We start from the raw sequence: 13,889 nt of genomic DNA, 5'->3' as shown, positions 1-13,889 counted from the left end.
CGAATCACCCGCCGACGTCACCACGGGCTCCCCCGTTTCCGGGACATGAGGCATGCCGGGTGGGCGCCCGGATACCCGCCCGTCATGGGACGGATCGTCACAACGCGGAAGCAGAACCGGCATGACGTGACCGGTCGGGACAGCGAGGCCGGGCGGGAAAGGGGGGCCGGACCGGACGAGCAGGTGGAGCGGCGGGCGCCGGATGAGCCCACTCAGCTGCCTGGGCGCTCCTGGTGGGCGGTGTTGAAGGGCACCGTCAAAGAGTTCAAGGACGATGAGCTGGCCGATCGGGCCGCGGCGCTGACGTACTACGGGGTGCTCTCCCTTTTCCCGGCGCTGCTGGTGCTCGTCTCGCTGCTCGGGATCGCCGGGGCGTCGGCGACGCGTCAGGTGCTGGACAATCTCCAGAAACTCACCCCCGGGTCGGCCCGCGACGTCATCCGTGATGCCGTCACGCAGTTGCAGGGCAACGGGGGTACGGGCTCGGTCATGGCGATCGTGGGCCTGGCGGTGGCGGTGTGGTCGGCGTCCGGCTACGTCGCGGCGTTCATCCGTACCGCCAACGCGGTGTACGACACGCCGGAGGGACGTCCGGTGTGGAAGATCCTGCCGGTCCGTCTGGGCGTGACGGTGGCACTGCTGCTGCTCGCGGTGGTCAGCGCGTTGATCGTGGTGTTCACCGGCGGCCTGGCACACCAGGCCGGTGCGGCGCTCGGGATCGGGAACACGGCGCTGACGGTGTGGTCGGTCGCGAAGTGGCCGGTACTGGTCGTGCTGGTCACGATCATGATCGCGCTTCTCTTCTGGGCGACACCGAACGTGAGGGGCCGCGGCTTCAAGTGGGTGACGCCGGGCAGTTTCCTGGCCCTGGTGATCTGGGTGGCGGCGTCGGCCGGGTTCGCGTTCTACGTGGCGAACTTCGCGTCCTACAACAAGACCTACGGCGCTCTCGCCGGTGTGATCGTGTTTCTGGTGTGGCTGTGGATCAGCAACATCGCGATCCTGCTCGGCCTGGAGTTCGACGCGGAGATGGCCCGTCAGCGCGCCGTCGCCGGTGGTCTCGCCGAGGAGGAAGAGCCCTATCTCCCGCCCCGCGACACCCGTGCGTGGAGCGAGGAGGACCGGCGCCGCCTCGAATGAGGTGTCTTGCGAGGTCATCGAGTTAGGCGCGGCTCCGACCGGGAAGCCGCAGGTCATGAGAGTGCTGGCGGATCTTCGTGAGTGTGATCACCGTTTGACGCGGTGGGTGGCGTCGTGGCGCTCGGGCTGCGTACGGCGGGCCCTGCCGGCGGTGGAGGAAACGGCCGAGCACACCAAACTGTGGTGGGGCGCCGCGGTGGCCCTGTCTGCCGCGGGGTGGCGGGGGCACCGTGCGGCGACCGCCGGCCTCATGAGCATGGCCGTGGCGGAACTGGCTTCGAGCTGTGTCCTCAAGCGCGCGTGGCACCGGCGTCGGCCGCCGAAGGAATGGATCACGCACGAGGAGGTCCACGACCGCCCCGACTCCTCTTCCTTTCCTTCCGGGCACACCGCCGCGGGGGTGGGGTTCAGCGCCGCGGTGGCGGCGGTGTGGCCGTGGCCGGGCGCGGTGTGTGCGGTGACGGCCCTCGTGGTGGCCGTCGAACGCGTGCACACGGGCGCTCACTACCCCTCCGACGTCGCCGTCGGCGCCGCGGTCGGTCTGGCCGCGGCAGCCTTGGTACGTCGTGCTCCCCGCCTGGCGACGCGACTGCTGCGGTGACGAGCACAAGTCACCCGACTGCCGCGGGTTCGCAGGATGGCGCACTCGCATCCGGGTAACCGGGGAGCCGGGTACCGGCAGCTGAGAAAGGCGGCAATCCGTCATGAGTACTCAGGAATTCCACCGCGGCCCGAGCGGATCGCAGGAACCGGTCGGTGATCTGGTCCAGCGGGCCTCCCAGCAGCTGACGGAGCTGGTACGCGGGGAAATGCGCCTGGCCCAGGCGGAAATGAAGGAGAAGGGCAAGCGGTACGGCAAGGGCGGGGGCCTGTTCGGCGGGGCCGGTCTGGTCGGCTTCCTGACGTTGCAGTCCCTGGTCGCCACCGCCATCGCGGCGCTGGCGGTTCCCCTCCCCGTGTGGGCCGCGGCTCTGATCGTCACCGCCGTCCTCGGCGTTGTCACCGCCGTACTGGCCCTGACGGGCAAGAAGGAGGTCAGCCAGGCCGCTCCACCGGCACCGCAGCAGACCGTCGACAGTGTCAAGGCCGACGTGGCCGAGATCAAGGAGAGTGCACAGCGATGACCCAGCAGCCCCACGACGAGCCCACCGCCTCCAGCCCCGAAGAGCTGCGGGAGCAGGTCGAGCAGACCCGCCACGCGCTCGGGGAGACGGTCGAGGACCTGGCCGCCAAGGCGGACGTCAAGGCCCGCGCGCAGGAGAAGGCGACCGCGCTGAAGGAGCAGGCGGGCGCCAGGGCCGCGCAGGTGACCGGGCAGGTCAAGATCAAGGCTGCCGAGGCTGCGCACCTGGTGCAGGACAAGCTGCCCGACCCGGTCAAGGACAAGGCCACCGCAGCAGCCGAGCAGGTGAAGGCCAAGGCCGGACAGGCGGGTCAGGTGTGGCAGGACAAGGCACCCGAACCAGTCCGCGCCAAGGCCCAGCATGGCGTCGAGGCCGCCCGCGACAACCGCACCGCGCTGATCGTGGCCGGCGGCGCGGCGGTAGCCGCGTGGCTGCTGCTGCGGCGCCGAGGCGGGAGGTAGCCGTTTGCCGGCCCGGGGTGCCACCGGCGTCAACCGGACTCCCGGGCCGGCCCTCTCCCCCGCGACACACTCCCGGGCCGGGCCTTCTCCCCCCCACGACACGGTTCGTCCTCTCCCACCCCGGTGGTCAGGTGTGGGAGAGGGCGAAGGAGACAAGGAAGCCGCTCACCGTGATGAGTCCGATGGCCAGGTGAGCGTCCTGGAAGGCCTCGGAATCATGGTGTCGGCGATCATGGCGAGGATCGCCCCGGCGGCCACCGCGGTCACCGCGGCGATCAGGGCGGGGGAGAGGGAACCGACCACCGTGTAACCGAGGACGGCCGACACCGTGCTGGCCGCAGCGATCGCCGCCCAGACACCGAAGACGTAACCCCGGCTGCGGCCGGCCTTCTTCATCCCCGCCGAACCGGAGAGCCCCTCAGGGACGTTGCTGATGATCACGGCTGCCACGGTCACCAGGCTGACCACGCCGCCGTTCAGCAGGCTGACGCCGACGACCGCGGGCTCCGGCACGCCGTCGAGCAGGGCGCCGAGCGCGAGCGCCGTCCCGGACCAGCCCTGCTCGGCGGCCGCGCCTCCGCCCGCTCATGACCGGAGCGCTTGCGGTGCCGGGCGCCCCGGCGGGCCAGCCACACATTGCCCCCGGTGTAGGCCAGCGCGGCACCGAGCAGCAGCGCCGAGCCTGCCACCAGCCCCCCCCCCCCCCACAGTCCAGCCTGTACGACTTCAGCCGTGCCGACCCGTCTACCCGCTCGTGATGTGGATCAACGGGCGACAGGCGCGGCCGTACAGACAGGAAGTCAGTTTTGGGAGGGCCCTTCTTACCGCGCGTTCATGGCGAGTGGGTTCGGCAGCGGCAGGTAGCGGGCGTCGGCGCCGTCCGCGCCCGTCCAGCGCAGCAGGAGGTTCGTCTTGCCGGGGAGCGTCGGGGAAGTGAGGAGGTCGGTGATCTCGGGGAGGTCGTGGCGTTGGAGGGCGCGGCGGGCGGCGGGCCAGGGGTCGAGGCCGGGGTGGTGTTCGGCGAGGGCGCCGGCGATCTCGGTGAGGTGGTTGACGACCAGGCAGTACACCAGGCGTTCCCAGCCGGCGGCCCGCGAGACGTCCGGCAGCAGCTTGACGCCCTCGGCGTCCCGGAACAGCGCCTGCGCGGGGATGCCGTCGGCGTCGACGGTGACCAGAGTGTTCTGGAGGTGTGCCTCCAGGACGACCCCGTGATCGGCGAAGGCCGCCAGGGCGGGCGGAACGACCGCATCCAGGTACGCATCCCACCAGGCGCCCGCGTCGGCGGTGTCCTCCAGCGGGTTCCCCGCGAAGCCCTCCACCAGGCCCGCGGCGAGCAGCGGGGTCGTGCCGGGCCGCAGGTGGGCGCGCAGGCCGTCCCGCACCAGTACGGCCAGTTCCTCGAAGGCGAAGTCCACCGTGCGGTAGCCGCGGTCGCTCAGCCAGGCCGCCGGGCCGTCGAACCCCGCGAAGGCCTCGCGGGCCGCCCCGTCCGTCCGCTGGAGTTTGCGCAGGTCGTGGCGCCAGAGGCGGCGGATGTCGTTGGTGATGCGGACGTCCAGGCTGAACTTCAGGAAGAGATCGCGGTCGGGGGCGTACAGCGTGCGGATCGCGGCGGTCGGCCAGGCCTCGAACGCGGTCGTGCCCAGGCGGACGAGCCGTCCGTCGGCGAAGGCCTCGGTCAGCTCCTGTCCGAGCAGGTCGAGCTGCCAGGGGTGGGCGGGCAGCAGCCGGTAGCCGGGCGGTGCCTCGCCGAGGGCGTCGAGGGCGGCGGTGTCGCCCTCCTCGACGACGGTGTCCTCGCGCACGCCGAGCAGCACCAGTGGGAAGCGGGCGTACGCCTCGGGGGCGTACGGCAGCCAGGCGGTGACGGGCCCGCCGCCGCGGGCCTTGGGCGCGGGGTGGTAGGGGTGGCCGGTGAGGAGGGACTGCTCGGAGCGCAGGTACGGGTCGTCGGGCGGGGTCGCACGCGCGCGTGCGGCCAGCAGCGCGGCGACCGCGTCGCGGCTGTCGATCATCTCGGCGGGCAGTTCGTGGTTGGAGAGGCCGGTGTGGCGGCGCAGTTCCTCGGCGACGAGCTTGACGAGTTCGGTGTGGCCGAGGCGGTGCCAGGCGCCCCCCGTGTACACCTCCGGCTCGGCGGGCCGCCGCTCGCCCCGCGCCCGCAGCAGCCGACCGCCGCCGGGCAGCCGGTACACCCGACGTCCGTCTCTGTCCGGCAGGGGCTCGGCCACCTCCCGCAGCAGACAGTTGAGCAGCGGTGCCGCCGCGTACACGTCGGCGCGCCGGGCGAGCCGCGCTGCGGCATCATCGTGCGCCGGGGCGTCGTCGCCCGCGGGCGGGGGCAGGAGGTCCACGCGATCCACTCGTTCCCTACGGTCCAGTCGGACGGAGATGATCAGTATCGCCGTCGTCACGTCACACCGTGACGCCCCACTCGTACGACTCGTACCCGAGGAGCCCGCCCGTGCACCCTGCCCCCGCCGCCGAGGCCGAGGTCGCGGCCGACCTGGCCGCCGTGCGTCCCGACCTCGGTGCGCGGTACGCGGCCGAGCTGCCGGGCGCCCGGGCGGCCGTACTGACCCGGCTGTGGCGGGCGCTCACCCATGAGCCGCTGCCGTGGGTGACGGGCCGTGACCGGGGCCGGGACGGGCTCACCCTGCGCCTCGCCGACGGCCGCCGCCTGCACGGCCCGCACCCGGACCCGTACGCCACCTCCGCCTACGTGACCGCCGTACGGCTGGACGAGGTGGCCCACGACGGTCCCGCACCCTTGGTGGCCGGCCTCGCGGTGCCGCACGCAGCGGCCTTCGCGGCGGAAGTCGGCCACAGTGTGGCGTCGTTGGCGCTGTCGCGGGCCGGGCAGCCGCCCAGCTCGCAGGAGTGGCCCGCGCACGGGTGGGAGTGGGAGCAGAGGGTGGTGGACGGGCATCCGTACCACCCCAACTGCCGGTCCCGGCCCGGTTTCTCGGTGGCCGAGCAGCTGGCGTACGGGCCGGAGCACCGGCCGGTGGTGGAGCTGGGGCTGATGCCGGTCCCCGTGGCGGAGTGTCTGGTGACGGGGGCGTGGCCGGAGGAATTGCGGGACGGGGGGCGGCTGCTGATCCCCGTGCATCCGTGGCAGGCGGCGCATGTGCTCAAGGTGGCCTGCCGCGAGGGGATGTCGGCGCATCCGCTGATGTCGCTGCGTACCCTCGCCGTGCCGGGCGGGCCGCAGGTGAAGACCGCGTTGAGTGCGCGGTTGACGTCGTCGGTGCGGGACATCTCGGTGCGGTCGATCGCGCTGTCAGCGACGCTGTCGGCGTTCGCGGAGTCGCTGGCGGCGCGCATGGACGGGCTGCTGCACGTCACGCGCACCCTGGGCGCGGCCACGGCGAACTCCCCCGATCTGGCGGCGGTGTTGCGGGAGCCGCCGGAGACGTACGCGGCGCCCGGGGAGCATGTCGTGCCGGTGGCCGCCCTGGCCGCCACCGGGCTGCCCGGTTCCCCTGGCTGGCTGGCCGACTTCGCGCGGCTCGCCCTCACCGTCGGGCTGCGGCTGCTGGAGATGGGGGTCGCGCTGGAGGCGCACGGCCAGAACCTGCTCGTCGTGCTGTCGGCGACAGGCGCCCCGCTGCGGCTGGTCTACCGCGACCTGGCCGACGTCCGGATCAGTCCGGCACGGCTGGCCCGGCACGGCGTCCCGGTTCCGGAGCTGACCGGACGGGTCGTCACGGACGACGTGACGACGTTGCGGCGCAAGCTGTTCGGGTCGCTCGTGGCCGGGGCGCTGGCAGGGGTGGCCGGTTCGGGTGAGGCGCTGAGCGCGGCGTTGGAGGCGGCCGTACGGGGGCTGCCGCGCACGCCGGACGTCGTGGCGCTGTGCGAAGAGCCGTTGCCGGTCAAGGCGTTGACGTTGATGCGGTTGTCACCCGGTGTGAGCGGCGATCAGTGGGCGGAGCTGCCCAACCCCTTGTGGGGACCCTCGTTTTGAAGCGAGACGCTCCCGATCAATAAGATCCGCCGATGATCAGAACACAACGGCTGGCGGCGGGCGTCTGCGCCCTGCTCGCCGCGCTCGCCGCCGGGATCGCGTTCCCGGCCGCGGCGACCGCCGACGAGACGACAGCCAACGCGCCGAAGGTCGACCTCGTCCTCGACGTGAGCGGTTCGATGCGGGCCAAGGACATAGACGGCCAGTCGCGGATGGCCGCGGCGAAGCAGGCGTTCAACGAGGTGCTGGACGCGACACCCGAAGAGGTGAGACTCGGCATCCGCACCCTGGGCGCCAACTACCCGGGCGACGACCGCAAGACGGGCTGCAAGGACACCGCGCAGCTCTACCCGGTCGGCCCGCTGGACCGCACCGACGCGAAGACGGCGGTGGCCACCCTCACGCCCACCGGCTGGACGCCGATCGGCCCCGCCCTGCTGAAGGCGGCCGACGACCTCGACGGCGGCGAGGGCTCCAAGCGGATCGTGCTGATCACCGACGGCGAGGACACCTGCGCCCCGCTCGACCCCTGCGAGGTGGCCCGCGAGATCGCCGCCAAGGGCATCGGCCTCACCATCGACACGCTCGGCCTGGTGCCGAGCACCAAGCTGAGCCAGCAGCTCAGTTGCATCGCCGAGGCGACCGGCGGCACGTACACCTCAGTGGAGCACACCGACGAACTCGCCGACCGGGTTAACCAGTTGGTGGACCGAGCCGCCGACCCGGTGGTGACGCCGGTGGCGACACAGGGCGCCGACGCGTGCGCGAAGGCGCCCACGCTGAAGTCGGGTCTGTACACCGACCGCGAGGAGTTCGGCCAGGAGCGCTGGTACCGCGTGGACGTCCAGGCGGGCCAGGAGCTGCGCGCCTCGGTGAGCGTGGCGGCCGACCGGGCCGTCAGCCCCGACTACGGGACGCTGATGCGGGCCGTGACCGTGCACGGCCGGGAGATCGTGCGCGGTGAGGCCGCGGGCAACGGCCGTACGGACGTCATCTCCACCGGGTTGCGCTATCCGAAGCCCGAACGGGACGACGACGACAGCGACAAGCCGGCCGCGGAGATCGTGTGCCTGCAGGTGACCAACTCCTTCTCGGCGGCGTCCGGGGTGAAGACCACGCCGGGCATGCCGCTGGAGCTGACGATCGACGTGGTGGACGGGCCGAGCAACGCGAGCGACGTGGCCTCCTTCGGCCTCGGGCGCGGCTGGTGGCTGCTCGGCGTGCTGGTGCTGGTCGGCTTTGTCGCAGGGTTGCTGTGGGGCTGGCTGTCGCGCTGGCGGGTCGCGGTCTGGAGGACCAACTGATGAGGATCACACGTGTGTTGAGCGCGGCCCTGCTGACGCTCGGGCTGGCCGCGGGTCCCGCGGCGGCCGACTCCTCGCCGTCCGCGAGCCCTTCGGACGACGACTCCGCGCCGACCCGGGCGGGCACCTCGTTCCGTACGGCGACGGAGATCGAGCAGGGCCAGACGGCGACGGCGAGCGGCTCCACCGGTGACTACCTGTACTGGTCGTTCCCGGCGGACACCGGGCAGCGCCCGACGGTGAAGGCGACGGTGAAGCTCCCCGAGACGCACGCCTCGCAGACCTGGCAGATCGACGTGTACGACGGTTTGCGGCGCCGCCAGGCCTGCCAGTACGGGGCCCAGACGCGCACCGCCGCCCAGAGCGCGTCCTCCGTCGAACTGGCCTGCGTCCTGCGGACCGTCCGTGCCTGGTCGGAGCCGTGGGCCGACGACCCGCTGCCGGGCACCTATTACATCCGGCTGACGGTCGTGGGCGTGCCCGCGTCCGACCTGGGTCTCCCGGTGAGCACCGAGGTGCGGGTGGACTCAAAGGACATCGGCGGGGCGGCGGCGGTGGACGGCTCGCTGTCCGAGCCGCTGGTGCCGGGGATCGCGGTCACGTCGGGCAAGGACGACGAGGACGAGAAGGACTCCGCCGTCCTGTCCGCCATCGAGCCCGACGACGGCTGGTCCTCCGGCTGGTGGTCCGACCGGTGGGTGTGGACCGGGGTGGGCGGTGTGCTGGCCGCGCTGGCGGGCATCGGCGGGTACGCGCTGACGCGTGGCGCGGGGCGGCCGTCGAGGGTGCCACCGGGCGCGTGAGGAGTCGTCACAACAGGCCTGACGATCCGCCACGACCGGCCTGACGATCCGCCACAGCAGCCTGAGGGGCCTCACAACGGCCTGAAGAGTCGTCACAACCGCTTGTTCGAAGGCCCGCTGCAGAGAAGAGCAGCGGGCCTTCGCTCATGCTTCCCGCAGCACCTTCGCGAGCGTGCCCTCGCCGCTCACCTCGACCCGCCCGCCCCGCACCGCGTCCGTCAGGCTCAACTCCCCCCGGGCCAGCGCCATGCACGTCTCGCCATCCAGGGCCAGCCTCGCGTCGGGTTCCGCGGGCGCGGACCCTTCACCGTAGACCGGGCCGTCCTGGGCTCCGACGTACAGGTGGAAGTTCCCTTCCTCCAGCCGCACTTCGACGAGTCCCTCACCCTCCAGGGAGTTCAACAACGGCAGTGCGAACCAGTGGGCGCGGACGGCGTCCGTGGGGCGCCGCTCGCCGAGCTCGGTCCGCCCCCACTGCCCCAGCGCCTGGAGCACCGGCAGCAACTGCCGCCCGTGATCGGTGAGTTCGTACACGTAGGCCGCGCCGGGCGGGGGCAGCCGGCGTCGGGTGGTCAGTGCGTCGCGCTCCATGTCCTTCAGCCGCGAGGCGAGTACGTCCGTGCTCACACCGGGCAGGTCCGCGTGCAGGTCCGTGTAGCGGCGGGGACCGGCCAGCAGCTCCCGGACGATCAGCAGGGTCCAGCGGTCGCCGACGACGTCGAGCGCGCGAGCGGCGGAACAGTACTGGTCGTAGCTTCGGCGAGGTGACATGGCACGCAGTCTAGACAAGTCGTTGGACTTTCCAAGCTGGAACTTGGTAAAACCAAGCAACACACCGAACCGGAGGGGCGAGCGCGCATGGAGTTCCGGCAGTCGAACAAGCTCAGCGAGGTCTGCTACGAGATCCGCGGCCCCGTGATCGAGCACGCCAACGCGCTGGAGGCGGCGGGCCACAGCGTGCTGCGCCTGAACACCGGCAACCCCGCGCTGTTCGGCTTCGAGGCGCCGGAGGAGATCCTCCAGGACATGATCCGGATGCTCCCTCAGGCGCACGGCTACACCGACTCGCGCGGCATCCTGTCCGCCCGCCGGGCCGTGGCCCAGCGCTATCAGGAACGCGGCCTGGAGGTCGGCGTCGACGACGTGTTCCTGGGCAACGGCGTCTCCGAACTGGTCTCGATGGCCGTACAGGCATTGGTGGAGGACGGCGACGAAATCCTCATCCCGGCCCCGGACTTCCCGCTGTGGACGGCGGTCACCACACTGGCCGGCGGCAAGGCGGTCCACTACCTGTGCGACGAGCAGGCCGACTGGTACCCGGACCTGGACGACATGGCCTCGAAGATCACGGACCGTACGAAGGCCGTGGTCATCATCAACCCCAACAACCCCACCGGCGCGGTGTACCCGAAGGAGATCATCGAGGGCATCCTCGACCTCGCCCGCCGGCACGGCCTGATGGTCCTCGCCGACGAGATCTACGACCAGATCCTCTACGACGACGCCGTGCACCACACGGCCGCCGCGCTCGCCCCCGACCTGGTCGTGCTGACGTTCTGCGGTCTGTCCAAGACGTACCGGGTGGCGGGCTTCCGCTCCGGCTGGCTCGTGGTGACCGGCCCGAAGCAGCACGCGCGGGACTATCTGGAGGGCCTGACCATGCTGGCCTCCATGCGCCTGTGCGCCAACGCACCCGCGCAGTACGCCATCCAGGCCGCGCTCGGCGGCCGCCAGTCCATCCACGAGCTCACCGCCCCGGGCGGCAGGTTGCACGAACAGCGCAACGTGGTCTGGGAGAAGCTCAACGAGATCCCCGGCGTGTCGTGCGTGAAGCCGAAGGGCGCGCTGTACGCGTTCCCTCGTATCGACCCCAAGGTGCACCGGATCCACGACGACGAGAAGTTCGTCCTGGACCTCCTGCTCCGCGAGAAGATCCAGGTGGTCCAGGGCACCGGTTTCAACTGGCCGACCCCGGACCACTTCCGCATCCTCACGCTGCCCTACGCGGACGACCTGGACGCGGCGATCAGCAGGATCGGGCGGTTCCTGAGCGGGTATCGGCAGTAGCGGGTCCACGGCGCACGCCCCGCAAGAGTGCTGGATGATCTCCTGACGGACAAGACGCTCCTGGGCAGGCGTATTGTCCCGTGCAGGACAACAGGGCGGGGGGGTGTCATGACATACGGTTCACTGATTTTGTTCAGCTTGGGCCTGGTCGCCATCATCTCGGTGTGCGGGGGCTCGCTGGGCATCTATGCCTTCACCCGCAACCGTGTGCCCGGCCGACCGCTGCGCCGCATCGTGCGCAACCCACGACTGTGGGGGCTGGGCCTCCTGCTCCAGGTCGCGAGCCTGCTCACCCTCTCCTGGACCCTCCTGGTCCTGGGCTTGGTCTGCACCATCTGCGGCCACGCCCTCAAGCCGACCGGGTGAGACCGCGGTCCGGGTCGCCCGACACGTGGTTGCCCCCGCATCGGACGACACACCCCCGTTGACCCCGCCTGGCCGGGAGAAGTCCCCTCCCGCCATCGGCGACGATGCCGTCGCGGGGGGGCGCTGCGGAGAACCGCCGTCCGGTCCAGTACGGCCTGCGTGGGCCGGGTGTCCTGTGACACGGTGCGAGAGAGGTACGACAGGAAGGGCGCGCGTGGGTGACCTGTTTCTTGTCCGCCACGGTGAGACCGAGTGGTCGCGATCCGGGCGGCACACCGGGTGGACGGACGTCCCGCTGACCGAGCACGGGAGGGACGAGGCGCGGCGGCTGGTTCCGCTGATCCGCTCGCACCGGATCGGCGCCGCGTTCGTCAGCCCCTCGCAGCGGGCGCGGGAGACGGCCGAGCTGGTCGGACTGCATGAGGTACGGGTCGACGCCGACCTGCGGGAGTGGGACTACGGCGGGTACGAGGGGGTCACGACCACCGAGATCCAGCGGGCCCGGCCGGGCTGGTTCCTGTTCACGGACGGCGTTGCGCCCGGGCCGCCGGACCACCCCGGGGAGACCCCGGACCAGGTCGGGGAGCGCGCCGACCGTGTGCTGGCCCTGGCGGACGCTGCTCTCGCCAACACCGAGGGCGCCGTCGTCCTCGTGGCGCACGGACACTTCCTGCGCGTCCTCACGGCCCGGCGGCTGGGGCTTTCGGCCTCGCACGGGGCGCTGTTCCAACTGTCGACGGGGACGATGAGCCGGCTGGGCACGGAGCACGGGCGGCCGGTGATCGCCGGGTGGAATGTCAGACCCGGGTCGTAGTCTTCGAAGTGGATGATCCAAGTCTTCGGCGTGGGTGATCCAGGTCTTCGGCGTGGGTGAGCGGGTTGGATTCTCCCAGGTCGGCCGAGGGCTCTTCGCCGGAAAGGAGCACGCCGTGACGCGACCGCCCACCGCCGCGCAACGGCGTGTCATCGACGCCGCCGACCCCGTCACCGGCCGCCTGCGGGGGACGGAGGCTCAGCTGGCGGCTCTGGTGAAGCACGGGCTCGCCTTCCGGCATCCGCGTCCGCCCCACGACCACTTCCTGACCCCGGCCGGGCACCGGATCCGCGAGGCGGTCCCGGACGCGCCCGCGCCCTCCCCCGCCGAGCCGGCCCCGGCGACCGGCGTCTTCACCGCGCGCGTCGGCGGCGAGGAGGATCCGCCGGCCAGCTCTCCCGCCCGCGTCCGCGAGGTGCACAGCGCCTGGCAGGGCCTGCTGGAGCTACGCCGGATGACCAACCAGGACGGCGCCACCGACCGGCCGTGCGGCTGGGAGCGTACGCATCTGGTGCAGGCCGCCGCGCTCGCCCTGGAGGCCGCCGGACACCACCCCGCCGGGCCGGACGGCGAGGGCTACCGGGTGCGCGCCACCCCTCAGCCGGAGGCCGTGGCCGTGCGCGAGCCCGATCCGGAGGCGCTGCGCGCGTGCGAGGCCACCCTGGAGGCGGCGGGCTGGCAGGTCGGCGCGCACACGGAGCCGCGTACGAGGGCTCGATATCTACTGGCGTCGCCGCGCCGGGCGAGATGAGCATGCCAAGATCCATCGAAAGGGGAAGTCATGACCGAGCCGTTCTCCGTCCCCGTGACCGTTCGCGGCTACGAGACCGACGTCCAGGGGCATCTCAACCAGGCCGTGTACCTCAACTACGCCGAGCACGCCCGCTGGGCGCTGCTGCAAGCGGCGGGAATCAGCCAGTCCGGGCTCATAGGCAAGGGCGTCGGCCCGGTGGCCCTGGAGACCACCATCCGCTACCACCGGGAACTGCTCGCGGGCGACGAGGTCGAGGTGACCTGCGCCTTCGACTGGGGTGAGGGCAAGACGTTCCGTATGCGGCAGGCGATCCGCAAGACGGACGGCACGGTGGCGGCCGAGGTCACGGCCGTCGGCGGACTGCTGGATCTGGAACAGCGCAGGCTGGTGGCGGATCCACGGGAGTACTTCAAGGAACTCGCGGCGGATCCCGGCCTGTTTGGTCTCTAGTGCCCCGGCAGGCAACGTTTGCCCGTCAAGGAGCGGCGTCCGGTGCGTGCTCTCGGCGTGCCGGCCGAAAGCCCTCGTACTGGATGTACTTGGGCTTCCGGCCGGTGCGGCGAGAGTGCGTGCCGGGCGTCGCGACGGGGCGAACGTTGCCTGCCGGGGCACTAGAGCCTCACGAGCCGTTCCAGGGGCCGTCAGGGGCTCCTACGCGTCGACCAGTTCCGGCCGGTGCTCGGTGTCATAGGCGGCACGCGACTCGGCGATGTAGACGCGGTTGCGTTCCGCCCAGTCGGTGAGTCGTTGCAGCGTCTCGTGCAACTCACGTGCCACCTCGGTCAGTTCGTACTCGACCCGCGGTGGCACCGTCCGGTGCACGGTGCGGGTCACGAGCCCGTCGCGCTCCAGGTTGCGCAGGGTGAGAGTGAGCATGCGGCGGCTGATGCCCTCGATGCTGCGCTCCAACTCCGTGAACCGGATGGGTCCGTGCGCGGCGGCGACCAGGATCTGCACGCTCCACTTGCCGGAGACCCTGTCAAGAACTTCGCGGACCGGGCACGCGTGCGCGTTCACGACCTGCGCGGTAACACCGGTGTTCCTCTGGGACATCGGACTGCCTCCTTACGCCGGACTCCATGG

At 71.6% G+C, this 13,889-nt stretch carries 15 protein-coding genes and 1 pseudogene; 12 read left to right on the top strand and 4 right to left on the bottom strand.

The window, feature by feature from the left end:
- Nucleotides 1–84: 84 nt before the first annotated feature.
- The 4 genes from AC067M_RS34220 (at nt 85) to AC067M_RS34205 (ending at nt 2,725) form a co-directional block, all read left to right on the top strand.
- The gene (locus tag AC067M_RS34220; protein ID WP_478700917.1) at nt 85–1,140 is read left to right on the top strand and encodes a YihY/virulence factor BrkB family protein; all 1,056 of its coding nucleotides are present in this window, start codon (nt 85–87) and stop codon (nt 1,138–1,140) included.
- 94 nt (nt 1,141–1,234) lie between these two features.
- Nucleotides 1,235–1,741 (top strand): phosphatase PAP2 family protein, encoded by a 507-nt coding sequence (locus AC067M_RS34215; RefSeq protein WP_478700916.1) that lies wholly within the window; start codon nt 1,235–1,237, stop codon nt 1,739–1,741.
- A gap of 103 nt (nt 1,742–1,844) precedes the next feature.
- Entirely contained in the window at nt 1,845–2,264 is a 420-nt protein-coding gene (locus AC067M_RS34210; RefSeq protein ID WP_478700915.1) for a phage holin family protein, read from the top strand.
- A complete protein-coding gene (locus tag AC067M_RS34205; RefSeq protein WP_478700914.1) occupies nt 2,261–2,725 on the top strand; it encodes a DUF3618 domain-containing protein in 465 nt (154 codons plus the stop codon). The genes AC067M_RS34210 and AC067M_RS34205 overlap by 4 nt, the downstream gene beginning before the upstream one ends.
- 127 nt (nt 2,726–2,852) lie before the next feature.
- Here the strand turns inward: AC067M_RS34205 and AC067M_RS34200 are convergent.
- Together AC067M_RS34200 and AC067M_RS34195 are read right to left on the bottom strand one after the other, a co-directional pair.
- Nucleotides 2,853–3,435 (bottom strand): annotated as a pseudogene (locus tag AC067M_RS34200) (ZIP family metal transporter).
- 111 nt (nt 3,436–3,546) lie between these two features.
- The gene (locus tag AC067M_RS34195) at nt 3,547–5,091 is read right to left on the bottom strand and encodes an IucA/IucC family protein (protein ID WP_478700935.1); all 1,545 of its coding nucleotides are present in this window, start codon (nt 5,089–5,091) and stop codon (nt 3,547–3,549) included.
- Between the two features lie 101 nt (nt 5,092–5,192).
- Here AC067M_RS34195 and AC067M_RS34190 point away from each other — a divergent pair, with 101 nt between their 5' ends.
- The 3 genes from AC067M_RS34190 to AC067M_RS34180 are packed head-to-tail and all read left to right on the top strand — an operon-like array spanning nt 5,193 to nt 8,805.
- Complete coding sequence (locus tag AC067M_RS34190) at nt 5,193–6,698, top strand: IucA/IucC family protein (protein WP_478700913.1); 1,506 nt, start codon at nt 5,193–5,195, stop codon at nt 6,696–6,698.
- A gap of 32 nt (nt 6,699–6,730) precedes the next feature.
- Nucleotides 6,731–8,002: a VWA domain-containing protein gene (locus tag AC067M_RS34185; RefSeq protein WP_478700912.1), complete on the top strand. Its 1,272-nt coding sequence runs from the start codon at nt 6,731–6,733 to the stop codon at nt 8,000–8,002.
- Nucleotides 8,002–8,805, top strand: a complete 804-nt coding sequence (locus tag AC067M_RS34180) for a hypothetical protein (RefSeq protein ID WP_478700911.1) — start codon at nt 8,002–8,004, stop codon at nt 8,803–8,805. Before AC067M_RS34185 ends, AC067M_RS34180 begins: the two co-directional genes overlap by 1 nt.
- Before the next feature lie 144 nt (nt 8,806–8,949).
- Here the strand turns inward: AC067M_RS34180 and AC067M_RS34175 are convergent, their stop codons facing one another.
- Nucleotides 8,950–9,576 carry a winged helix-turn-helix transcriptional regulator gene (locus AC067M_RS34175; RefSeq protein WP_478700910.1) on the bottom strand — a complete coding sequence of 209 codons (627 nt, stop codon included), beginning with the start codon at nt 9,574–9,576 and terminating at the stop codon, nt 8,950–8,952.
- A gap of 87 nt (nt 9,577–9,663) precedes the next feature.
- Here AC067M_RS34175 and AC067M_RS34170 point away from each other — a divergent pair, with 87 nt between their 5' ends.
- From AC067M_RS34170 to AC067M_RS34150, 5 genes are all read left to right on the top strand, one after another.
- The gene (locus tag AC067M_RS34170; protein WP_478700909.1) at nt 9,664–10,872 is read left to right on the top strand and encodes a pyridoxal phosphate-dependent aminotransferase; all 1,209 of its coding nucleotides are present in this window, start codon (nt 9,664–9,666) and stop codon (nt 10,870–10,872) included.
- A 108-nt stretch (nt 10,873–10,980) separates the two neighbouring features.
- Nucleotides 10,981–11,238, top strand: a complete 258-nt coding sequence (locus tag AC067M_RS34165; RefSeq protein WP_478700908.1) for a hypothetical protein — start codon at nt 10,981–10,983, stop codon at nt 11,236–11,238.
- A gap of 214 nt (nt 11,239–11,452) precedes the next feature.
- Nucleotides 11,453–12,052 carry a histidine phosphatase family protein gene (locus AC067M_RS34160; RefSeq protein ID WP_478700907.1) on the top strand — a complete coding sequence of 200 codons (600 nt, stop codon included), beginning with the start codon at nt 11,453–11,455 and terminating at the stop codon, nt 12,050–12,052.
- A gap of 115 nt (nt 12,053–12,167) precedes the next feature.
- Nucleotides 12,168–12,803, top strand: coding sequence for a hypothetical protein (locus AC067M_RS34155; protein ID WP_478700906.1), 636 nt, complete (start codon nt 12,168–12,170; stop codon nt 12,801–12,803).
- A 30-nt stretch (nt 12,804–12,833) separates the two neighbouring features.
- Nucleotides 12,834–13,256, top strand: coding sequence for an acyl-CoA thioesterase (locus AC067M_RS34150; protein WP_478700905.1), 423 nt, complete (start codon nt 12,834–12,836; stop codon nt 13,254–13,256).
- Nucleotides 13,257–13,457: 201 nt separating this feature from the next.
- Here the strand turns inward: AC067M_RS34150 and AC067M_RS34145 are convergent, their stop codons facing one another.
- Nucleotides 13,458–13,859: a winged helix-turn-helix transcriptional regulator gene (locus AC067M_RS34145; protein ID WP_478700904.1), complete on the bottom strand. Its 402-nt coding sequence runs from the start codon at nt 13,857–13,859 to the stop codon at nt 13,458–13,460.
- Nucleotides 13,860–13,889 lie beyond the last annotated feature (30 nt).

This window comes from Streptomyces sp. NPDC043427, from assembly GCF_056436655.1.
This window is presented reverse-complemented; position numbering and strand designations above follow the sequence as displayed.